Raw genomic sequence first — 19,714 nt, forward strand, 5'->3', positions numbered from 1 at the left:
TAACACTACAATGACAGGTTGGCGATCGCAGAGATGTTCACAGCGAACAGTCGTCTCAGTTGACCTAGGGAACGGGCACCGTTTCCAGCAATTCTGCCACACAGGCTCGCCCCGACCGCCCTGCCGTGGTAATCAAACGATGGGCTAGGACATGGGGGGCTAAGTGCTTCACATCATCGGGGAGGACATAATCGCGACCATGGAGAAAGGCCATGGCCTGAGCTGTGCGCTGTAGCATGACCGTACCGCGAGGACTCACCCCCAAGGTAATGCGATCGCTCTCGCGGCTCGCCCGCACAAGGGCAAGAATGTACTTTTGCAACACTGACTCTACCCGCACCTGTAGCACCTGCTGCCGCAACTGTTGAATCTCCGCCAAGCTGAGGCACGGTTGCAGCTGATTGACATCCAAGCCCCCCTGCACCCGTTGCAGCATTTGTAGCTCCTCTTCCTCCGTGGGGTAGCCCAAACTAAAACAGAGGGCAAAGCGATCCAACTGGGCTTCGGGCAGCGGAAATGTACCTTGGTACTCCACGGGGTTCTGGGTGGCAATGACAAAAAAGGGCTGGGGCAAGGGATAGGTGACGCCATCAATGGTGACTTGGTACTCCTCCATCACCTCTAGGAGAGCCGATTGGGTGCGGGGTGTGGCACGGTTAATCTCATCCGCCAATAGGATATTGCAAAAGACAGGGCCGGGGCGAAACTCAAACTCTGCGGTTTTGGGATTCCAGATATTGGTGCCCGATAAGTCGGTGGGCAGTAAATCAGGTGTGGCTTGGATGCGCTGAAAGGTACCCGCCAGCGATCGCGCCAAGGCCTTGGCCAAGAGGGTTTTTCCTACGCCCGGTACATCCTCCAGCAAAACGTGTCCCCCCGCCAGCAACCCCACTAGCATGAGTTCAATGGCGGCTTCTTTGCCCACCATGACCTGTCCAAGGTTATTCACCAGTCGCTGTAGGAGTTCACGCATAGGAAACCACTCGTTCAAGAAGATTAGCCGCTACTTGGCAATCGGCAGCAATTTGCGCTTGGAGGGCAGCCAAACTAGGAAACCGTACCTCTGGGCGAATAAAGGCCTCTAGGTGGAGTGTAATCTCTTGGTTGTACAGGTTCCCTTGCCAGTTTAGTAAATGCACTTCTGTCGTCACCTGCCGGCCTGTCACCGTCGGTCGCATCCCAATATTCACCACCCCCAACTGCTCATTGGCAAACGCTGCCCCTGTAACGCGGCAGGCATAGACGCCGTAGCGAGGCAATAATTTGTCTGGGGGGAGGGCTAAATTAGCGGTGGGAAATCCCAACTGCCGTCCCAACTGTTCCCCTTGGATCACCGTCCCTGTCAAGCTGTAGGCGCGTCCCAACAGTTCCCGTGCCAAAGCGACATCTCCCTCAGCAAGGGCAGCTCGTACGGCTGAGCTGCTGACGCGATCGCTCCCCCGACAATAGGGAGGCACAATATGCACTGGAATGCCAAAGGCAGCACAGAGGGTGCGCAAATCTTCCGCTGTCCCCGATCGCCCACGGCCAAAGCCAAAATTAAAGCCAACACTCAATACCTTGGCCTGCAATTGCTGTACCAAAATCTGCTCCACAAACTCCAAGGGCGAAAGTTGGGCAAGGGCATGGGTAAAGGGCAGAACAATCACCTGCTCAATGCCATACTGGCTCAAAAGGGCACGTTTTTCCGCCTCTGGGGTCAGCAGCAGACGCGCTTCTCCCGTAAAAAATGCCTGCGGATGGGGCGAAAACGTAATCACTGACCGGTAACAATCGGGAGGCGCTGCTGCAACCAGCGTACGGATAACCTGTTGATGCCCTCGATGGACACCGTCAAAATTGCCAAGGGCGATTGCCGTAGGAGTTTGCAAGGGTAGGCCACTGTTAAATTGATACAGGAAATATTTTGACACATTCAACCAAGGAGCAACAGTCTGGGAAAGCGCTCATTAAGATTTTCTATTTACGTCATAGAAGAATTTCTCTTGAAGGATTCAAGAGGCCTATGCTACGTTGAGTAGCAATTTATCTTCTTGTGCCTAATCTGAGCCTTGGCAGCTTAGAGCGGAGGAACCAACGAAGCAGGGGCACATTCTCCACCGAGAAAGGATACCACTGAATCCTAGCCTGTCAGCTAACTTCGTCGGCATTCAGTTGGAGACTGGTTGTTTTTCGCAACTGCTCAGTCTTCCAGCGTTTCGGTTTCGTGGCGTTGACCGAATTTGTTACCTTAGCAATTTTTAGGAAGCCCAATGCTGATTGAACACTGGCATGCATTCGCTGCTGGCACAATCTTCCTAGGCCTGCTCCTTCTGATCATGACCGAGTGGATCAACATTACGATTGCGGCCTTTTTGGGAGCAATTCTCCTTGTCTTTCTCAATATCATGACCCTTGGGGAGGCCATTAGCTACATTGGCCGCAGTCATGGTACCCTCGCCCTCTTTTTTGGGGTCATGGTTCTGGTGCGCGCCTTTGAACCCACCAAGGTATTTGAGTATCTGGCAACCCAAATGGTGATCCTTGCCCGAGGTCAGGGAAAACGCCTGCTGTTGGAGATCGTGGCTCTAACAACCCCCATCTGTGCTGTGCTGCCCAATGCCACAACAGTGATGCTTCTTGCTCCCTTGTTGCCCCCCATGGCGGCTGAAGTGGGGGTGGACTTTGTGCCCCTGATTATCCTGATGGTGATTGTCTCTAATAGTGCCGGGTTGCTGACCCTTGTCGGAGATCCAGCGACTTATATTGTCGGGGATGCCATCAATCTTAAGTTTTGCCGATTTGTAGATGTGGGGCTAGCGGGTGCAGAAATTCTTCATGTCGGCTATGGTGGTGATTGACCAGCACAGGTACTGCCCCTGTTCTATGCCATGATGCTAGGAGCAACCTTGGGGGGCAATGCCACCCTTGTCGGTGCCTCTGCTAACATTGTCGGTGCGGGGATTGCCGAACTCCACGGCCGCCGCATTAGCTTCAAAACTTTCCTGCGCTATGGGATACCGATTACGGCGTTGCAGTTGGGGGTTTCGGCACTCTTTTTGACGGTGCGCTTTCTCATTTGGCAGTGACAGCCACCCAATTTTACTTTGAGTTACCAAGTCGGATCACGAAAAACGTAGGCAGTAATGTGGGTGCCATCGTCGCGATCGCCCGCAATGGTGGAAATACAGGCACGAATTTCTTCGCCATCTTCTAGTTCCACGGTACAAGCCCCACAACTCCCCATGCGACAACCCGTGGGAATGTCCACCCCAGCTCGCGCAGCCACACTCAGCCAACTTTCACCCGCTTCCGCTTCCACGGACACCTGATCCGGCAGAAACGTCACCCTAATCATGGCTTGACCTCGTGGTATGTTCCCATTAAGTACAGTAATGCCATTCGCACCGCCACCCCACTCGTAACCTGTTGAGTCACCAAGCTAAATTCTGGATCATCCAGTAGCGCTGAACTCAGTTCTACACCACGATTCACCGGTCCCGGGTGCAAAACCCGCACCGCTGGTCGGCACAGGCGTAGCCGCTCATGGGTGATGCCAAACTGCTGATGGTATTCGCGCAAACTGGGAATTAAGTACTGATCCATGCGTTCCCGTTGCAGGCGCAGCGTCATGACTATATCGGCGTCCACAAGGGCGGGTTCCACTGTCCAGTGGAGGGTTGCGCCATACTCTGCAAATTCCAGCGGTAGAAGGGTGGGTGGCCCTGCCAAATGCACATCGGCACCAGCGGTCTTCAGGCTATAGAGGTTTGATCGCGCCACGCGGGAATGACGAATATCGCCGACAATGGCAATTTTCTTTCCCTGCAACAGGGCACAGCGGGGCTGATGCGGATCGTAAAGCTGGCAGAGGGTAAACAGATCTAGCAGTGCTTGGGAGGGATGCTCGTGCAAGCCATCACCGGCATTGAGCACTGCCACCTGCGCACCAAGGCGATCCATCTCCGCTGCAATCGTCTGGGGCACCCCCGACTGCTGATGGCGAATCACCATGAACTCCGCTCCCATTGCCCACAGGGTCTTGGCGGTGTCGAGGATGGTTTCCCCTTTATTCAGCGCCGAGGTGCCAGGGGAAAAGTTGAGAATGTCGGCAGAGAGACGTTTAGCTGCTAGCTCAAAGCTATTGCGGGTGCGCGTCGAGTTTTCAAAAAAGAGATTGGCCACCACCCGTGCTTGGAGGGTGGGGACTTTTTTAGTGCGACGATTCAGGACTTCCTGAAAACTTAGTGCCGTCTGCAACACGATATCCAGCTCCGCCACTGTAAAGTCTTGCAGGGAGAGCACGTGGCGACGCTGCCATTTTTGGGGGGGAGTGAGGGTCGGGGTCATGGACAAGGACTGAGGGTTTGCGCTAGATCAGCCGCTGTGAGTTGTTCGTAGCGTTCAAAGGGTTGATGAATCCACGGATTTTCGGGCAGGTAATGAACGTAGTAATCGGGACGAATACAGGAGGCGGCTTTGTACCAGAGCACTGCCGTGCGCACTTCCTCAACGGCGAAGCCATATTTCAGCTCTAGCCACCGCAGCGTTTTTTTTAGGGAAAGGCCAGAATCCACCAAGTCATCCACCAACAGGACATGGCTGCCAAGGCTAGCGGTGGTCATGGTCAGGTCCCGCGCAAAGGTGATGCGCCCTCGCTCCTGGTTATTCACACCACCATAGGAGGACACCGCCAAAATTGCCAGGGGTTGATTGAACAGGCGGCTGAGAATATCCCCCACCCGCAGTCCCCCCTTGGCTAGGCAGAGGATTTGATTAAACTGCCATCCCGATTCATAGATGGCGATCGCCAACTGTTCAATCGTGCGATGATACTCGTCCCAATCCACGTAGAGATCTGCCATGGTGCCTAGAAGCTGGCCTTGAACCAAGCGACGGGAAGCAAAAGTAGTTTGCGCCAGTCGGAGACAAAGGCGCGGCGATTAAAGACATCGTAATCGTTGGCTTCGATGACATCAAGAATCTGGCGGTAGAGCATCAGTGCCGACCACACTGGCCAACGGGCATCCCGCTCTAGGTAGGCAACACCAACTTCCGCCTCACGATAAAATTGCCGTGCCCGCTGAATTTGAAAGCGCATCAGTGCTCGCCAGCGATCGTCAATCACCCCCCGCTGCAGATCTTCTTCCGTGTAGTTAAAGGCAGCCAAGTCTTCCAAGGGCAGATAGATCCGCCCCCGCCGCATATCTTCGCCCACATCCCGCAGGATATTGGTGAGTTGATTGGCAATGCCAAGGGCAATGGCTTGATCTTTGAGGGTGCCTTTGGCCTGATAGGGATCCACCCAAGGGGAACACAGGCGATCGCTATAGGGGTCTCCCCCCATCACCTGCAGGGACATTAACCCCACTGTACCGGCCACCCGATAGCAATAGAGTTCCAACTCAGCAAAGGTTGCATAGCGACTGCGGCGCAAGTCCATCCGCTGCCCAGCAATCATGTCCCGAAAAGGCTGGATGTCAAGGGGATACTGTTCCAGCGTTGCCATCAGGGCCAAATCCATGGCATCGTGGGGGCGGCCGGCAAAAATGTCCTCAAGGCGAGCTTCCCACTCATCGAGGGTGGCCATGGTGGTTGTGGTTGCCTGCGGCCCGTCCACTAGCTCATCGGTGCGCCGACACCAGACGTAAATCGCCCAAATGGCGCGGCGCTTGGCAGGAGGCATCAACAGCGTGCCTAGGTAAAAGGTCTTGGCATAGGCCGCCGTTACCTGACGACACAACTCGTAGGCTTCGTCAAGGGAAATCAAGGGAGGAATGTACTCGGCTCTAGGGAGTTGCAGCATTGGCGACAGTCTGAGTAGAGGGTTTGGGGGGCTGTGGGGCGTTATTCTCTGCAAGCCGCTTCGCGATCGCCTGCGCTGCCAGCTTACCAGAAAGTACCGCCCCTTCCATACTCCCCAAGTAGGGCTGCATCGTGTAGCTCCCCGCCAAGAAGAAGTTGGGAATGGGCGTGGCCTGATCCGGACGAAAGGCTTGGCGACCGGGGGTGGCTTTATAGACTGAGCGGGGGGTTTTCACCACCGCCGTTTTCAGCACTTTAGCAGGTTGCGGTAGGTGATTGGGGAAGAGCTTGGCCAGTTCCGCAAGGGTCGCCTCAACAATCTCCTCATCGCTGCGGCCAATCCACTCAGCGGCGGGCGCCAATACCAGCTCCAGCATGGATTTGTCGGGATCGGCATAGCCCTTGCAGGTTTCGCTCATGTCGGCATAGACACTCAAGAGGGGCGATCGCGAGAACAGGAGATGATCTACTGTGGGCAACTTGCGATCAAACCAAATTTGCACGTTAATCACAGGGACGCCTTCCAGGCCATTGAGTTTCTGGAAAAAGGGCAGGTCTTGCCACGGCTTGGGCAGTAGCAACTTAATGGCATCCACCGACATCGCTGAAACATAGGCATCGGCGGTGACTTCAAAGCGCTGCTGCCCCTCGCGATCAGCCATGACAAAGGAGCGCACAGAGAGGTCCTCATTGAGCACAATCTCCCGCAGGGCCACATTGGTGTGCACTTCACCACCCCGCGCTGTTACGTAATCCACAATGGGCTGACACAAGCGCTCGGGAGGCGCCCCATCCAAGAAGGCAATTTTTGAGCCATAGCGTTCCCGCAGGAAGCGGTTCATGGCCGTCAGGGGAATTGTTGCCGAGACCTCGTCCGGGTTGAGGAAGGTGAGAGCCTTGGAGGCGGCAATAAAAATGTCGGAGTTTACCCGCTCATCAATGCCTTGACGCCGTAGCCATTCAAGCAGGGTGTACTTGTCCATGGCTTCGACGTATTTTTGACCCCGCACGATCGCGGGCCACAGCCCCACAGCAAAACGGAATTTCTGCTCCCATGTCAGCATATCGTTGTTGCGCAAAATCGAGAGCAGCACATTAAAAGGCGCAGGAATATCGGGGACATCAAACCAGGAGAGCACGCCCGGCTTTTCCGGTTGGTTAAAAATCAGGGCATGGCGTTTCCATTGCAGGCGATCGCTAATCCCCAATTCCTCGAGGAGTTGCAGCATATTGGGATAGGCGCCAAAGAAGGCGTGCAAGCCCGTTTCCACCCAATCTCCATCGGCATCCTGCCATGCCGCCACCAAGCCACCAAGGACATTGGCACGCTCAAACACCAAGGGGGTATGTCCTGCATCCACTAGATACTTGGCACAGGCTAAGCCCGCTAAGCCACCACCGGCAATTGCAACTCGCATGAATGACGCTACCCTAACTGACGAAAATGAACTTGGCTCCCTGAAGGGACAAAAAGCTGTTCATATTATATTTACAAAACGTTACAGAGACACCCGCTCTAGGCTAATGTTGGGGCTGAATTTGCCAAGTAGGCCGTACTTCCCATCGGACCAAGGTAACGGCAAAGGTAGGGAGAAAAGACTTCGTAAATCAGCGTAATGGGACGGCGATCGTGCCAAAAGAGATAGTGCCGCCCCCAAAACGGCCCTGCTTCGCCAAAGGCCGCCGCCAAGGTTTCAGAGTGCCCCAGATACACGGCTTGAATATCCCGATAAAGCTCCACCTTGCGCTGGGCGAGGTTTGTCCAAATGGGCATGGCACGGTTTTGCAAATACTCATCCACATGGGCGGCTTCCCACCAAGAGGTGGCATAGGCCAAACGTTGACCTGAGGCGGTACGTAGCCACACTTGACGCCGCAGCCGCGGCCCCGGAATCAGTTGTAGTTGCGCTGGGGCGCGATCGCTGGCATGGCCAATGGCCGACATATCAATCACATCCACTTCCGTAGTTTCACCGGTCAGCAGTTGTAAGTGGCGAGTGGGGGAGCCATCCCCCAGAATCAGGATTTGCCACGCGGGCGCCAACAGATCATGGGGCAAGCCTTGGGCGATCGCTGCCGCATCCCCCTGCCAAATGGGATCAAGGGCATACCAAGGGCTAGCGCAGGTGGAGGTCAACAGCGAAACAGTCAAGGATGTGACACACTGCTTAACAAAACGTTGTTAATTGTAGCAAGGATTTTCCCCCTACCTTTAAGAGGCCATCAAGGGCTAAGACCTAAAATACACTCGTAGGGAACAATCACTTTAGTTGTAGTCTGTATGACAACCCCAGCTACCTCTACCCTTGAACTCACCCCCGAACAAACAGCCCTTTGGATAAAGGGACTCCTGAACATTGCCTGTGCCGATGGCCACTTTGACCCCGAAGAGAAACAACTGATTGCCAGCCTAATTCGCGAAGAAATGGTTCCAGAACTTGATCTTGAGAGTTGCGCTACTGTTACAGAGGAGGAACTGACGGCAGCCTTTGGGGGCGATCGCCCCCTTGCGGAAAATTTCCTGCGCACCGCCGTGATGGTGGCCTTGGCCAATGGCATCTACTCCCAATCGGAGGATGCCGAACTGCAACGCTTCTGCCGTGCCCTAGGACTGGAAATTGATGCCTTGGACTCCCTAAAACATACCCTTGATGGCCAGCACGAGAGCAATGAGCAAACCCTGCGCCTGTTGGATCCGGTGCGCCGCTGGCTGGATGGGTTAGAGATCAAGGATGCGAGAGTCGCCCGCTTTCTCTGCCGCCTGATTCCTCCCCAGTGCCCCTTTGAGCGCGACATTACCCTCTTTGGTCGCAAGATTGTCCATATTCCCCCCTTGTGCAAACTCAATCCCCTTTATGATCAATTAGTGGGGTTGCGCTTCCGCTCGCTCACCTACTTAGCCGAGGAGTGTGGCGAAGATATTACCCCCTACTGTTAGAGGGCACCGAGTCGCTTAGATGTCAAAACCCAGCAAACCCAAAATTGCCTTTGCCCACCTAGGCTGTGACAAGAACCGCGTGGACACAGAGCACATGATTGGTCTGTTGGCGGCAGCGGGCTATGGGGTAGGAACCGATGAAACTGAAGCCGACTACGTGGTGGTTAACACCTGTAGCTTTATCCAAGCTGCCCGCGAAGAGTCGGTGCGCACCCTCGTCGAACTGGCGGAGGCCAATAAGAAAATTGTGATCACCGGCTGCTTGGCCCAGCACTTTCAAGGGGAACTGTTGGCGGAGATTCCCGAAGCCGTGGCCGTTGTTGGCAGTGGCGACTATCACCACATTGTCGAGGTCATTGAGCGGGTGGAACGGGGCGAGCGGGTGCAGCAAATTAGTGCCGTCCCCACCTACATTGCCGATGAAACGGTTCCCCGCTATCGTACTACCCCGGCACCTGTGGCCTATCTGCGCATTGCCGAAGGCTGTGACTATCGTTGTGCCTTTTGTATTATTCCCCAGCTGCGGGGCAACCAGCGATCGCGCCCCATTGAATCCATTGTGCGGGAAGCCCATCAACTGGCCGATGAGGGCGTGCAAGAACTCATCCTTGTTTCCCAAATTACAACCAACTACGGCATTGATCTATATGGCCAACCCCAACTAGCGACCCTCATTCGTGCCCTTGGGGAAGTGGAGGTGCCCTGGATTCGCCTGCACTATGCCTATCCGACGGGACTGACGCCGGAGGTGATTGCGGCGATGCGGGAGACGCCCAACATCCTGCCCTATCTCGATTTGCCGCTACAGCATTCCCACCCAGAGGTGCTACGGGCAATGAATCGTCCCTGGCAGGCGGGGGTCAACGATCGCCTGATTGAACGGCTGCGGCAGGACTTACCCGAAGCAGTAATGCGCACGACCTTTATTGTGGGGTTTCCCGGTGAAACGGAGCGCCACTTTGAACACCTCTGCCAGTTTGTGCAGCGCCATGAGTTTGACCATGTGGGGGTCTTTACCTACTCCCCTGAGGAAGGCACTGCCGCCTATGAGCTGCCGGATCAGATCCCCGAGGAAATCAAAATAGCGCGGCGCGATCGCCTGATGCAACTGCAACAACCCATTGCCCAGCGCAAAAATGCTGCCGAAGTGGGCAAAACCGTGCCTGTGCTCATTGAACAGGAAAATCCGCAAACCGGCGAATTCATTGGCCGATCGCCCCGATTTGCCCCGGATGTGGATGGCGTTGTCTATGTCAAGGGAGTGGCCACCTTAGGCACGATTGTCCCCGTAGAAATCACCGCTGCTGATATTTACGATCTGTACGGCAGCATCCCCGCCTAAGTTCGGTTTTACCCCTAGGCAAGTGGGCAACGTTGGGGCTATGGTCAAGGCAGTGGGGGACGTTGTATCGGCTGCGATGGGACGCACGCATTTCACTCTTGATCGTGAGGATAGCCGTGCCGGCGATCGCTTTTGGCAGTGGCAAGCGGGGGTTGCCGCCTTAGAAAAGTTATTGGTAGTGACACATCCCATTGAGGGCTTTTTAGTCTCCTTCCCCAGCCTGATTCTTCAAGATTGTCCCCTAAAAACCTATGTCCTGCTGCCCCAAGGGCGATCGCTCCGCTACCTGCCCCCCACAAACGCCAACCCTGCTTTGCCGGCAATGACCCTTTTGCCCGCAGTGTGGGAAGGCATGAATCCCTTTTGCCTACTTCTGAGTCCAGAGGTCAATCTTTTGCTGGTCTATCGAGGGGAGCGCGGACTGCACTTTTCCTTTGCTCCTGAGGAAATTCGTGCTTTTTGGCAGCAGTTGCGGCAGCAACTTCCTTTGACTGATCTCCACCCGATTGATCAGTGGCTGGCCAGTGTGGAGATGGTGCCCCCCAGCTATCGTTTGGTGAGTCAATTTGGTCAATGGCTGCTGGACTATAGTCAACCGCCGGCCACACCCCTGACAGTGACTGCCAACCCAATAGCTGCTGACATTAGTCTTCTTCAAGCCCTCTCCCATGAGGTGCGCACTCCCCTCACCACCATCAATACCTTTATCCAATTGCTACAACGGCAAGAGGATCTACCCCAGCGCACGTACCAGTATCTACAAAAGATTGGTCAGGAGATTCAAGACCAAATCACCCGCTTCAATCTCCTGAGTGATGCCGCTGAAATCTTCACCCGTCCTAGCTCCAAACCCCCCCTTGCTTTTGGCCAGACCCACTTGCCGGAACTCTTCACGACAAACTTGGCTCGCTGGCAAAAACAGGCGGCGCGTCGTCAAGTCAAATTGGTTCTTGAGTATCCGCCCAATTTACCCCTTGTTCTCAGTGATCCAACGTCTTTAGATCAGGTCTTGACCGGGTTAGTGGAATACTATAGCCAAACCCTTGCCCCGGAGAGTGAACTGCAATTGGTGGTACAGCGGGCAGGACAGCACGTGAAGTTAGAATTGCGATCCCCCCAGTACAAACACCGTAGCGATCTAGCCGCCTTGGGGCGCCTGCTCCTGTGGCATCCGGCGACCGGCCAACTGAGTCTCAATTTTGAAGCTGCCAAACTCTTGATTGAGGCAGTCGGGGCTAAGGTCATTCAACGGCGCGATCGCCAAGCGGGAGAAATTCTCACCCTTTATTTGCCCATTGCCAAAGACAGTGGCTGACATCGAGGGCAATAGTGACTGGAGCGTCCTGCCAAGCGCAGCCGTTCAATCCTTGTGCCGCAGACGCGGCAGGCTTCCCCCTTGCGACCATAAACCCATGCCTGACCCCCATAGCGACCATTTACCCCCTCTAGGGTCACAAAGCTACAAATTGTCGTGCCACCCGCTGCAATCGCTTCCCTTAGCACTCGGCGAATGACTTGGTGCAGGTGAGCGATCTGCTCAATCGTTAGGGTGCAAGTGGGGAGGGCGGGGTGCAGACCACTCAAGAAAAGACTTTCATCGGCATAGATATTCCCCATGCCCGCAACAACGGCCTGATCCAAGAGTGCCGTTTTCAGGGCGCGACGATAATGCACCAAGCGCTCCGCCAAGAACCGAGCTGTAAAGGCTTCACTTAGGGGTTCCGGTGCCAATCTGGCCAGTGTGGGAATCGCCTCTTCTGGGCGGCAATGGGCAGGAATCCACCAACAGCGACCAAACGTCCGTTGATCGACAAAGCGAAGTTCCGCGCCCGTTGCAAAAAACCAGCGCACACGAGTATGGGGACAGGGGGGCTGGGGGGTTGTCAGCCACAACAACTGGCCACTCATGCGCAGATGAATCACGAGGCGACTTCCATCATCTAAGGTGGCCAAAAGGTACTTGCCCCGCCGGTGCCACTGTTGAATGGAGCGATCGCGTAGGTGATCAATAAACCCTTGAGGCTCTTCAGGAAGCGCAATAGAACGGGCTAGAAGCACCTCGACCCCAAGAATAGGTTGCCCTAGGGTGACGACCTCTAGCCCACGACGTACCGTTTCAACTTCTGGTAATTCCGGCACGGTCTCAGAAACTATTTACCTTTTTTGGGAGGAGCCACTTCTTGCACTTCGTGAAGCGCAAAGTTATTGGTGTTCACACCGCTGGCACTGCCGCTGTAGCCGGTGTAATTGACTTTGTCGAAGCGCACAATCACCGGATATTTGACGCCGGGGGTTTGATCCACAGAGGCGACGGTGCCCACTTCGTTGTACCAGTAGGATTCAGGGCGGAGAATCTTGACTTTAGAACCACGTTGCACCATGAGTTATCGTCCTAAAAATTTCTCAACGGCTAGAGTTAAGCCTACTATGACTACTACGGCTTGTTACGCTCGCTCCACAAAATTTCACAGAGGAACAGCCTCGAGAACTCAGAAAAGGGCGGTTATGGGTTTGTCCCGTTACGAATCTCTGTAAAGAAAGGCTGTATACTAGCGGGGAAGGCTTTTCCATCATCCTGTTATGGCCAACACTGTCGAAGTGATGAAGCTCTCTGGGGTCTTTGGTGGCCCCCAAGCTCAGGAATTTCGTCAAACCATTAGTGAGCTGGTTCAAGAAGGGACTCAAGCCCTCTTGCTGGATTGTGCTGATGTCACCTTCATTGACAGTTCTGGCTTAGGCGCTCTTGTTGTTGCTCTGAAAACAGTGCGGGCAGGAGGAGGACAACTTTACCTCTGCAATATTCCTAAACAAATGATGATGCTCTTTGAACTCACGAGCATGGACAAGGTCTTTCAAATCCTCAAAGATGAGGAAGAATTCTTTTCGTTGAATCCCCCTCCCCAAGAGGCAAGGGACTAGTTTTTGCAATCCAGTTATCTGGCCACTAGTTGTGACCCCACAGCACTCGCCAACTGTTCAAGCATTGTTACTGTTGTTGCAAAGTCCACGCAGGGATCGGTAATACTCTGGCCGTAGACCAACTGTGAGAGATCCTTGGGAATCGGTTGATTACCCGCCTTGAGATGGCTCTCGATCATGACACCCGCCAAATAACGGGAGCCTTGCTGTACCTGCTGGGCGAGGTTTTCACACACTAGCACTTGGCGTTGGGCATCTTTGGCAGCGTTGGCGTGGCTACAATCCACCATCAGGCGGGGGGTGAGTCCCTTACGCTCAAGGAGCGCAGCCGCCATTTCAATGTGGGCAGCAGAGTAGTTGGGGCCGTCTTTGCCGCCGCGCAGTACAAGATGGGTATCGGGATTCCCCGTGGTGGCCACAATACTGGCACGACCTTCAGCGTTAATGCCCAGAAAGTGGTGGGATTGACGGGCAGCAATCATGGCATTAATGGCCGAGTCTAGGTGACCATCGGTGCCATTTTTGAAGCCTACGGGCATCGAGAGACCTGAGGCCATTTGGCGGTGGGTTTGGCTTTCAGTGGTGCGTGCCCCAATGGCGGTCCAACTCACAACGTCAGCAATGTACTGGGGAATAATCGGGTCGAGCAATTCTGTGGCAGCGGGTATCCCCAAGTTGGCCAAATCCAGTAGCAGCTTGCGGGCAAGGCGTAGCCCGGTGTTGATGTCATAGCTACCATCGAGGTGCGGATCGTTGATCAGCCCTTTCCAGCCTACCGAGGTTCGTGGTTTTTCAAAATAAACCCGCATGACGATTTCAAGACTATCCCGCAGGCGATCGCGCACCCGAGCCAACTTTTCGCCATATTCCAAAGCCGCCTTAACATCGTGAATGGAACAAGGGCCTACAATGACTAGCAGTCGGCGATCGCGCCCCTTGAAAATGTCACGAATGCGATCGCGGGTTGTCGCCACAAGGGTGGCTTGGGCTTCCGTCAGCGGCAGATCCGCCAGCAGCGCAGCAGGCGTCAACAAGGGTCGTGTCTCAACAACGTGCAGATCAAACGTTTGCGGCATGGATGAGCAATCAGCACTGTTTCCATCATAACTCCCTAGCGGTGATCCGCACGCCACAGTAGGGCGATCGCCACTGCCAAACCAATACCATGGGGCAACCACGCCGCCGCAAGGGGAGAGAGCGTACCTATCTTGCCCAAGGCGCCGAGAAAAAACGTGAGCACGTACTGCGCAAAAACTATCGCCACACTAATGCCAAATCCCTGTCGTCCCCGTCGTTGGGAAGGACTGAGACCAAACCCCACCCCCAACAGAGCAAAAACCACAGCTAAGAAAGGCTGGGCATAGGCCTGAGCCAAATGAACCTCTAGGGCACGCACGAGTTCCGGATCTTGATCGGGATCGAGACGTTGCAGGGCACGGCGTGCTTGGGTAATTGACAGATCATCCACATCCCTTGGCTGCAGTTGCTGAGATTGAGCAGGCCGAGGCAAGCGGATCTCCTCCTGTTCAAATTGCAGCAAATTGCGGCTCACGCCTGTGTGGCTGATCAAATAGGCTACCCCCTGCGAGAGTAACCAGCGACTCGCACGCACATTCCACGCCGCGGATTCAGCACTAATGACCTGAGTGACCTCGGGTTGGGAGAAGTCCAAAACTGTGATTCCCTGAATGCGGCTGCCATCAAAGCGATGCCCATAATAGAGCCGCCGCACATCGCCGTCGCGATCGTACTCCGGGTAGAAAATATCGGTGCCTGAGCCGAGGGTGCGCTCCTGTTGCAGCAACTCCCGCATGAGTTTTTGCGATTCATACTTGGCGATTGGGACAGCAATTTCATTGAGGGCAAGGGTCAACCCACTGACAAACAGAGCAAAAACCATCACGGGGACAAGGACACGGCGCAGACAAATGCCCACACTGCGCAGGGCAATCCACTCCCCCTCCTCCGAGAGCCGACTCATCGCCCCCACCACCGCTAGCAGCACGGCCATCGGAAAGACCAAGACCAAGACGGTCGGCAGTTGATAGCCAATCAATTGCAGCAAAATCGTTAGGGGCAGTTGAGCATCGGCAATTTGCCGCACCAGATCAAAAATCGTGCCGACCGTCAGCGCCAAAGTGGTAAAGATTGTAACGCCAAAAACAAACCCCGGCAGCAGCAGCGAGAGCAGATACTGATCTAACTTGGAGAGGGTCGGCAGCCAGATCGGCCGCAGTGCTCTGATCATGCCTAGAAACGAAAATCCTCACCGAGGTAGTATTGCCGCACTTTGGCATCCTGTGCCAATTCCCAGCTATTCCCTGCGGCCAAAATCTTCCCTTCCCGTAAAATGTAGGCGCGGTCAATAATTTCCAGTGTTTCCCGCACATTGTGATCCGTGATCAGAATGCCCATCTGGCGATCGCGCAGCTTGGTAATTATGTCCTGTAGGTCATGTACGGCAATGGGATCTACCCCTGCAAAGGGTTCATCCAATAGCAGGAAACTGGGACCTTGGACACCTGCCGCTAAAGCACGAGCCAATTCGGTGCGCCGCCGTTCTCCCCCTGAGACTCGCCGACCGAGGGTGTGGGCAATTTGGGTCAAGCGAAATTCCGTCAGGAGTTGATCCAAGCGATCGCGCCACTGTCGCCGAGGCACTCCCGTTTCTTCTAAAACTAAGAGGATATTTTCAGCCACGGTTAACTGGCGAAAGATACTCGGTTCTTGGGGCAAGTAGCCAATCCCGCGCCGCGCCCGCTCATGTAACGGCGCATGGGTAATCTCCTCATCATCCAGCCAGACTCGACCATAATCCGGTCGTTCAATCCCTGTCGCAATGTAAAAGGTGGTTGTTTTCCCTGCCCCATTGGGACCTAAAAGACCCACCACCTCTCCCCGTACCACCGAGAGACTGACGTGATCCACTACCCAGCGACTGCCATAGCGTTTACACACTCCCTCTAAGCGCAGCGTGGTTGGTAACGCACCCCCCCTACTCGGGCTGCACAGGTGTAAAAACTTGTTGGTTTGGGTCATCACGGATCATCAGGATAGATTCAACTTGGCGACTAGGGGCAGGTAAGGCCACAAACTTTCCTTCCCTAATTAGATAAGTGACGGTGTCGGCCCGCAGGCTATTCCCCTGCTGCAATACATAGACGTTGCCACTCAGAACAATGCGTTCCTCGCGACTAAAGTATTGTGCCTGTGCCGCTGTGGCCTGAATTTGGCGAGCAGGATAGCGCAACTGCACATTGCCCCGCGCCGTGATCACTCCTGTAACTGCATTGGCCTGCTGCACGTCAGCGAGAATGGTCAGGGCTTGGGAGGGGGGTTCTTGGGAGTCTGCGGCCTGCCCAAAAAGGGGAGCGATCGCTAGCCCTACCCCCAATGTAGTGAGCGCCAAAAGATGGCTGGGCCATCGAGAACAAGATTCCCACATGTTCTTATTCTCCGCCACAATGTCTTTATCCTAGTGGATGAGGGAAAGGTTCTGCATCGTGCCCGTTTACTTCTACTGGGGGGAAGATCAATTTCGCCTTGAGCAAGCCGTGAAAGACCTACGGCAACAGGTGGTGGATCCCCTGTGGGAGAGTTTCAACTTCGAGAAACTGGCCGGCGAGGATCCCCAAGCTGTGCAAGCCGCGTTGGCGCAGGTGATGACGCCACCCTTTGGCGGCGGCGATCGCTTAGTGTGGTTGGTGAATACGACACTGGGTCAACGCTGTAATGCCGAACTACTCGCAGATTTAGAACTGACCCTACCTCAAATTCCCCCGAACTGTCATTTGCTCCTCACGAGTACTCAAAAACCCGATAGCCGCAGCAAAGCTGTCAAACTGCTGCAACAGCATGGCAACATTCAGGAATTTAGTCCGATTGCTGCTTGGAAAACGGCTGAGATTGAACAGCAAATCCGCCAGGCGGCTCAGCGCTATCAACTGCACCTGCCCCCAGAAGCGATACAACTTCTTGCGGAAGCTGTGGGTAATGACAGCCGCCAACTCCACAACGAATTAGAGAAATTGGCTCTGTTTGCGGGCGATCGCCCCCTTACCCCTGAGGACATGACCGCCCTTGTACATGCCACCCAACAAAGTAGCCTCACCCTTGCCAGCACCCTCTTGCGGGGAGACACAGCCACTGCCCTGAGCCAACTAGAGGACTTGCTGCTACAAAATGAACCGCCCTTGCGCCTCCTAGCGACTCTGACGAAACAATTTCGCACGTGGTTGTGGGTCAAATTGCTTAGCCATGAGCGCGACAATCAACGCATTGCCAAGCTCGCCGAAGTGGGAAATCCGAAACGGGTCTATTTCCTGCAAAAAGAAGTGAACGCTGTTGCTTTGCCGTCCCTTCAAGCCTGCTTGCAGATTCTCTTAGCCACGGAGTATCAACTCAAGCTAGGGGCTGAGCCAGTGGCCACCCTACGCCAAGGGATGATTCAGCTTTCCTTGGCCTGTTCACGGCGTTCTTGGGGCGATCGCTCTGGTGGTCGCGAGAGCTGACTGGGGGGAAGCCGCGAAGGTTTGCGACTGGGACGGTTCCATGTTTGCCATGCGGCTTTTATTCCGGCAAAGACGCTACGGGTGGTTATTTTTGCCTCTTGCACCTGTCGTTTTGCTACCGCAATGCCTTGATCCACCTGCTTCACCACATTCCCCGCACTTGCTACCCCCTGGCTAATGTCATCGGTAAGATCGCTAATCTCCAAGCCCGTCAAGCGAATTGCTTCTAGGGTGGGGGGAAGTTCACGGCTCAACGTATCAAAGAGCTTTTCAGCACTGCGCGCCGCCCGTGCCAACTCCATAAATGCCGGGATAGCGGCAACCAAAACGGCTGCCAAGCATACGGCCACTAATACCAGTGACACCGCCAACCAAAAAATTGGTTCTGTCACGTCGGTTCGTCCACTGAGTCCTGCGGGGGATGTGTCCCGATACTATCACGACTTCCCTAGGGGCAACAGTTACGGGAGTGACGCCCAAAGCAAACGCCCACTTAAAAACTGAGAAACAAGCGCTAACATTCATGACCAAAACTAAGCGCAGCTAGCAAGTTTGCTACAATTGCTGTGCAACTATTAGTTGCTGTTCCGTTAGTCAATCTACGGAATTACCTGCAACAGGGGGCAACAACGCCTTAATTTGTCGCGTTCTTGAGTGGTCTGCGAATCGTTGTACTGATTGTTTAGGACTGTTTGCCGTGGGCACTGAATCCCATTCCCATTCCTCCCCTTCTCTGCATTCCCATCCCCATTACCACAGTGAGGAGTCGCTGCGGGCGATCGTCAATCGGCTGTCGCGCATTGAAGGGCACGTGCGGGGGATCAAAACGATGGTACAAGACAGTCGCCCTTGCCCAGAGGTACTGATTCAAATTGCCGCAGTGCGGGGAGCGTTGGATCGGGTGGCACGGCTGATTCTCGATGAACATTTGAATGAATGTGTGACTCGTGCTGCTCAAGAGGGACGTATTGATCAGGAACTCGCAGAACTCAAGGCTGCCCTTGATCATTTTTTGGGATAATCGTTTGGGGTAGCGTAAGCAATGCCAATGTCTGCTGTTGTTGTCATCAATTGGGTGCTAGGCATTATCCTTGCCATTTTTACCCTCATCTTTCTGGTGCGGATTGTCCTCACATGGTACCCCCAGATCAACCTCACCCAAGGGCCATTGAAAGTGATTTACTGGCTCTCAGAGCCGGTGCTAGCACCAACTCGCCGCGTCGTGCCACCCCTAGGGGGAGTGGACATTAGTCCTGTGATTTGGGTGGGCATTGTCACCCTGCTGCGGGAATTGCTTGTGGGGCAGCAGGGACTGTTGTTCATCTTGTTTCCACCAGCCTAGGGGGGACAGCAGCGATCCTCAACCCGAAGCCATTTCTGAAGTGGGCGGGGGGTAAGTCCCAATTGCTGAGCCAAATGGCTCCCTATTTACCCCATCAATGTCGCTGTTATGCCGAGCCGTTTTGTGGCAGTGCGGCACTCTACTGGTATCTCTTTGGTCAAGCACAGCAGGGAAAATTCCACTTTCAGCAGGCGCGGTTGAGCGATCGCAACCCTGAATTAATTAACTGTTACCAAATCGTGCGCGATCGCGTTGAGGACTTAATTCAACAACTCACGGAGTATCGCCGACAGCACAGTGAAACCTTTTACTACCACATTCGTAGCTTAGATCAGCAGCAACTCGATCCCCTGACGCGAGCGGCTCGCTTGATTTATCTGAACAAAACCTGTTTTAACGGCCTCTATCGTGTTAATCGTGCCGGGCAGTTCAACGTTCCCATGGGTCGTTATCGCAATCCCCAGATTTTTGATCCAGAGGCTCTGCGCCAAGCGAGCATTGCTCTGCAAAACGTGACATTGAGTGTGGCGGATTTTCAAGAGGTCTTAACTTGGGCAACGGCGGGGGATTTTATCTACTTTGATCCGCCTTACTATCCTCTTTCCAAAACAGCCAGTTTCACCAGTTACACCGATCAGCCCTTTGGCGAGGCAGAACAGATTGCCCTAGCCAACGTTGTGGGTGAGTTAGCTCAACGGGGATGCTACGTCATGCTCAGCAATGCTTGGGTTGAACCGATGCTACAACTGTATCGATCTTGGCGCTGCATTGAACTCAAGGCCAGCCGTGTCATCAACTCTAATCGCCATAAACGCGGTAAGATTAGTGAGCTGCTGGTTGTCACCTATTGTTGTTAAATGTAGCAATTTTAACAAGAC

General features: G+C 54.4%; 23 protein-coding genes, 1 pseudogene and 1 riboswitch. Of the genes and pseudogenes, 9 read left to right on the forward strand and 15 right to left on the reverse strand.

Going from position 1 to position 19,714, the window contains the following annotated elements; genetic code table 11:
• Nucleotides 1–64: 64 nt before the first annotated feature.
• A complete protein-coding gene (locus tag ACK4HN_RS01730; RefSeq protein WP_409877170.1) occupies nt 65–973 on the reverse strand; it encodes an AAA family ATPase in 909 nt (302 codons plus the stop codon).
• The gene (locus tag ACK4HN_RS01735; protein WP_409877171.1) at nt 966–1,913 is read right to left on the reverse strand and encodes a bifunctional riboflavin kinase/FAD synthetase; all 948 of its coding nucleotides are present in this window, start codon (nt 1,911–1,913) and stop codon (nt 966–968) included. The genes ACK4HN_RS01730 and ACK4HN_RS01735 overlap by 8 nt, the downstream gene beginning before the upstream one ends.
• A gap of 113 nt (nt 1,914–2,026) precedes the next feature.
• Nucleotides 2,027–2,165: riboswitch (cyclic di-AMP (ydaO/yuaA leader) on the forward strand.
• Between the two features lie 93 nt (nt 2,166–2,258).
• Here ACK4HN_RS01735 and ACK4HN_RS01740 point away from each other — a divergent pair.
• Nucleotides 2,259–3,068, forward strand: a pseudogene (locus ACK4HN_RS01740) (SLC13 family permease).
• A 23-nt stretch (nt 3,069–3,091) separates the two neighbouring features.
• On the opposite strand, the gene ACK4HN_RS01745 reads toward ACK4HN_RS01740, so the two are convergent.
• The 6 genes from ACK4HN_RS01745 to ACK4HN_RS01770 form a co-directional block, all read right to left on the reverse strand.
• Nucleotides 3,092–3,337, reverse strand: a complete 246-nt coding sequence (locus tag ACK4HN_RS01745; protein WP_409850618.1) for a 2Fe-2S iron-sulfur cluster-binding protein — start codon at nt 3,335–3,337, stop codon at nt 3,092–3,094.
• Nucleotides 3,334–4,329 (reverse strand): aspartate carbamoyltransferase catalytic subunit, encoded by a 996-nt coding sequence (locus ACK4HN_RS01750; RefSeq protein ID WP_409877172.1) that lies wholly within the window; start codon nt 4,327–4,329, stop codon nt 3,334–3,336. Before ACK4HN_RS01750 ends, ACK4HN_RS01745 begins: the two co-directional genes overlap by 4 nt.
• Nucleotides 4,326–4,844 carry a phosphoribosyltransferase gene (locus ACK4HN_RS01755; protein ID WP_409868768.1) on the reverse strand — a complete coding sequence of 173 codons (519 nt, stop codon included), beginning with the start codon at nt 4,842–4,844 and terminating at the stop codon, nt 4,326–4,328. Before ACK4HN_RS01755 ends, ACK4HN_RS01750 begins: the two co-directional genes overlap by 4 nt.
• Nucleotides 4,845–4,849: 5 nt before the next feature.
• Entirely contained in the window at nt 4,850–5,785 is a 936-nt protein-coding gene (locus tag ACK4HN_RS01760; RefSeq protein ID WP_409868769.1) for a phytoene synthase, read from the reverse strand.
• Entirely contained in the window at nt 5,769–7,202 is a 1,434-nt protein-coding gene (gene pds, locus ACK4HN_RS01765) for a 15-cis-phytoene desaturase (RefSeq protein WP_409868770.1), read from the reverse strand. Before pds ends, ACK4HN_RS01760 begins: the two co-directional genes overlap by 17 nt.
• Nucleotides 7,203–7,300: 98 nt before the next feature.
• Nucleotides 7,301–7,936, reverse strand: a complete 636-nt coding sequence (locus tag ACK4HN_RS01770) for a chorismate lyase (RefSeq protein WP_409868771.1) — start codon at nt 7,934–7,936, stop codon at nt 7,301–7,303.
• A 129-nt stretch (nt 7,937–8,065) separates the two neighbouring features.
• On the opposite strand from ACK4HN_RS01770, the gene ACK4HN_RS01775 reads away from it, so the two are divergent.
• From ACK4HN_RS01775 to ACK4HN_RS01785, 3 genes are all read left to right on the forward strand, one after another.
• Nucleotides 8,066–8,722: a Mo-dependent nitrogenase C-terminal domain-containing protein gene (locus tag ACK4HN_RS01775; protein ID WP_409868772.1), complete on the forward strand. Its 657-nt coding sequence runs from the start codon at nt 8,066–8,068 to the stop codon at nt 8,720–8,722.
• 19 nt (nt 8,723–8,741) lie between these two features.
• Complete coding sequence (gene rimO / locus ACK4HN_RS01780) at nt 8,742–10,064, forward strand: 30S ribosomal protein S12 methylthiotransferase RimO (protein ID WP_409877173.1); 1,323 nt, start codon at nt 8,742–8,744, stop codon at nt 10,062–10,064.
• 76 nt (nt 10,065–10,140) lie between these two features.
• A complete protein-coding gene (locus ACK4HN_RS01785) occupies nt 10,141–11,379 on the forward strand; it encodes a sensor histidine kinase (RefSeq protein ID WP_409868774.1) in 1,239 nt (412 codons plus the stop codon).
• Here ACK4HN_RS01785 and ACK4HN_RS01790 read toward each other — a convergent pair.
• Nucleotides 11,349–12,203 (reverse strand): DNA-formamidopyrimidine glycosylase, encoded by an 855-nt coding sequence (locus ACK4HN_RS01790; RefSeq protein WP_409868775.1) that lies wholly within the window; start codon nt 12,201–12,203, stop codon nt 11,349–11,351. The genes ACK4HN_RS01785 and ACK4HN_RS01790 overlap by 31 nt on opposite strands.
• An 11-nt stretch (nt 12,204–12,214) precedes the next feature.
• A complete protein-coding gene (locus ACK4HN_RS01795; RefSeq protein ID WP_011057407.1) occupies nt 12,215–12,445 on the reverse strand; it encodes a photosystem I reaction center subunit IV in 231 nt (76 codons plus the stop codon).
• 199 nt (nt 12,446–12,644) lie between these two features.
• On the opposite strand from ACK4HN_RS01795, the gene ACK4HN_RS01800 reads away from it, so the two are divergent.
• Nucleotides 12,645–12,983, forward strand: coding sequence for an STAS domain-containing protein (locus ACK4HN_RS01800; protein ID WP_409868776.1), 339 nt, complete (start codon nt 12,645–12,647; stop codon nt 12,981–12,983).
• Between the two features lie 14 nt (nt 12,984–12,997).
• On the opposite strand, the gene ACK4HN_RS01805 is transcribed toward ACK4HN_RS01800, so the two are convergent.
• From ACK4HN_RS01805 to ACK4HN_RS01820, 4 genes are read right to left on the reverse strand one after another with little or no spacing between them, the layout of a single operon-like run.
• The gene (locus ACK4HN_RS01805; protein WP_409868777.1) at nt 12,998–14,059 is read right to left on the reverse strand and encodes a 3-deoxy-7-phosphoheptulonate synthase; all 1,062 of its coding nucleotides are present in this window, start codon (nt 14,057–14,059) and stop codon (nt 12,998–13,000) included.
• Nucleotides 14,060–14,094: 35 nt separating this feature from the next.
• The gene (locus ACK4HN_RS01810; protein ID WP_409868778.1) at nt 14,095–15,231 is read right to left on the reverse strand and encodes an LptF/LptG family permease; all 1,137 of its coding nucleotides are present in this window, start codon (nt 15,229–15,231) and stop codon (nt 14,095–14,097) included.
• Between the two features lie 2 nt (nt 15,232–15,233).
• Entirely contained in the window at nt 15,234–16,022 is a 789-nt protein-coding gene (gene lptB / locus ACK4HN_RS01815; RefSeq protein ID WP_409877175.1) for an LPS export ABC transporter ATP-binding protein, read from the reverse strand.
• The gene (locus tag ACK4HN_RS01820; RefSeq protein ID WP_409868780.1) at nt 15,979–16,428 is read right to left on the reverse strand and encodes an LptA/OstA family protein; all 450 of its coding nucleotides are present in this window, start codon (nt 16,426–16,428) and stop codon (nt 15,979–15,981) included. Before ACK4HN_RS01820 ends, lptB begins: the two co-directional genes overlap by 44 nt.
• 58 nt (nt 16,429–16,486) lie before the next feature.
• Here ACK4HN_RS01820 and holA point away from each other — a divergent pair, with 58 nt between their 5' ends.
• The gene (holA, locus tag ACK4HN_RS01825) at nt 16,487–17,494 is read left to right on the forward strand and encodes a DNA polymerase III subunit delta (RefSeq protein ID WP_409868781.1); all 1,008 of its coding nucleotides are present in this window, start codon (nt 16,487–16,489) and stop codon (nt 17,492–17,494) included.
• Here holA and ACK4HN_RS01830 read toward each other — a convergent pair.
• Nucleotides 17,431–17,886 carry a hypothetical protein gene (locus ACK4HN_RS01830; RefSeq protein WP_409849240.1) on the reverse strand — a complete coding sequence of 152 codons (456 nt, stop codon included), beginning with the start codon at nt 17,884–17,886 and terminating at the stop codon, nt 17,431–17,433. The genes holA and ACK4HN_RS01830 overlap by 64 nt on opposite strands.
• Nucleotides 17,887–18,191: 305 nt before the next feature.
• Here ACK4HN_RS01830 and ACK4HN_RS01835 point away from each other — a divergent pair, with 305 nt between their 5' ends.
• From ACK4HN_RS01835 to ACK4HN_RS01845, 3 genes are read left to right on the forward strand one after another with little or no spacing between them, the layout of a single operon-like run.
• On the forward strand, nt 18,192–18,515 hold the full coding sequence (locus ACK4HN_RS01835) for a metal-sensing transcriptional repressor (protein WP_181495181.1): 324 nt from the start codon (nt 18,192–18,194) through the stop codon (nt 18,513–18,515).
• 27 nt (nt 18,516–18,542) lie between these two features.
• On the forward strand, nt 18,543–18,836 hold the full coding sequence (locus ACK4HN_RS01840; protein ID WP_409849236.1) for a YggT family protein: 294 nt from the start codon (nt 18,543–18,545) through the stop codon (nt 18,834–18,836).
• A gap of 35 nt (nt 18,837–18,871) precedes the next feature.
• Nucleotides 18,872–19,693: a DNA adenine methylase gene (locus tag ACK4HN_RS01845; protein ID WP_409868817.1), complete on the forward strand. Its 822-nt coding sequence runs from the start codon at nt 18,872–18,874 to the stop codon at nt 19,691–19,693.
• The last annotated feature ends 21 nt before the right edge of the window (nt 19,694–19,714 follow it).

Source organism: Thermosynechococcus sp. (genome assembly GCF_046299655.1).
GTDB lineage: Bacteria > Cyanobacteriota > Cyanobacteriia > Thermosynechococcales > Thermosynechococcaceae > Thermosynechococcus.

Excerpts from the sequence above, each read along its gene's own strand:
- ACK4HN_RS01730 (WP_409877170.1), bottom strand. The coding sequence starts at position 973 with ATGCGTGAACTCCTACAGCGACTGGTGAATAACCTTGGACAGGTCATG.
- ACK4HN_RS01745 (WP_409850618.1), bottom strand. The coding sequence starts at position 3,337 with ATGATTAGGGTGACGTTTCTGCCGGATCAGGTGTCCGTGGAAGCGGAA.
- ACK4HN_RS01750 (WP_409877172.1), bottom strand. The coding sequence starts at position 4,329 with ATGACCCCGACCCTCACTCCCCCCCAAAAATGGCAGCGTCGCCACGTG.
- ACK4HN_RS01755 (WP_409868768.1), bottom strand. The coding sequence starts at position 4,844 with ATGGCAGATCTCTACGTGGATTGGGACGAGTATCATCGCACGATTGAA.
- ACK4HN_RS01760 (WP_409868769.1), bottom strand. The coding sequence starts at position 5,785 with ATGCTGCAACTCCCTAGAGCCGAGTACATTCCTCCCTTGATTTCCCTT.
- pds (WP_409868770.1), bottom strand. The coding sequence starts at position 7,202 with ATGCGAGTTGCAATTGCCGGTGGTGGCTTAGCGGGCTTAGCCTGTGCC.
- ACK4HN_RS01775 (WP_409868772.1), top strand. The coding sequence starts at position 8,066 with ATGACAACCCCAGCTACCTCTACCCTTGAACTCACCCCCGAACAAACA.
- rimO (WP_409877173.1), top strand. The coding sequence starts at position 8,742 with ATGTCAAAACCCAGCAAACCCAAAATTGCCTTTGCCCACCTAGGCTGT.
- ACK4HN_RS01785 (WP_409868774.1), top strand. The coding sequence starts at position 10,141 with ATGGGACGCACGCATTTCACTCTTGATCGTGAGGATAGCCGTGCCGGC.
- ACK4HN_RS01795 (WP_011057407.1), bottom strand. The coding sequence starts at position 12,445 with ATGGTGCAACGTGGTTCTAAAGTCAAGATTCTCCGCCCTGAATCCTAC.
- ACK4HN_RS01800 (WP_409868776.1), top strand. The coding sequence starts at position 12,645 with ATGGCCAACACTGTCGAAGTGATGAAGCTCTCTGGGGTCTTTGGTGGC.
- ACK4HN_RS01805 (WP_409868777.1), bottom strand. The coding sequence starts at position 14,059 with ATGCCGCAAACGTTTGATCTGCACGTTGTTGAGACACGACCCTTGTTG.
- ACK4HN_RS01810 (WP_409868778.1), bottom strand. The coding sequence starts at position 15,231 with ATGATCAGAGCACTGCGGCCGATCTGGCTGCCGACCCTCTCCAAGTTA.
- lptB (WP_409877175.1), bottom strand. The coding sequence starts at position 16,022 with ATGACCCAAACCAACAAGTTTTTACACCTGTGCAGCCCGAGTAGGGGG.
- ACK4HN_RS01820 (WP_409868780.1), bottom strand. The coding sequence starts at position 16,428 with ATGTGGGAATCTTGTTCTCGATGGCCCAGCCATCTTTTGGCGCTCACT.
- ACK4HN_RS01840 (WP_409849236.1), top strand. The coding sequence starts at position 18,543 with ATGTCTGCTGTTGTTGTCATCAATTGGGTGCTAGGCATTATCCTTGCC.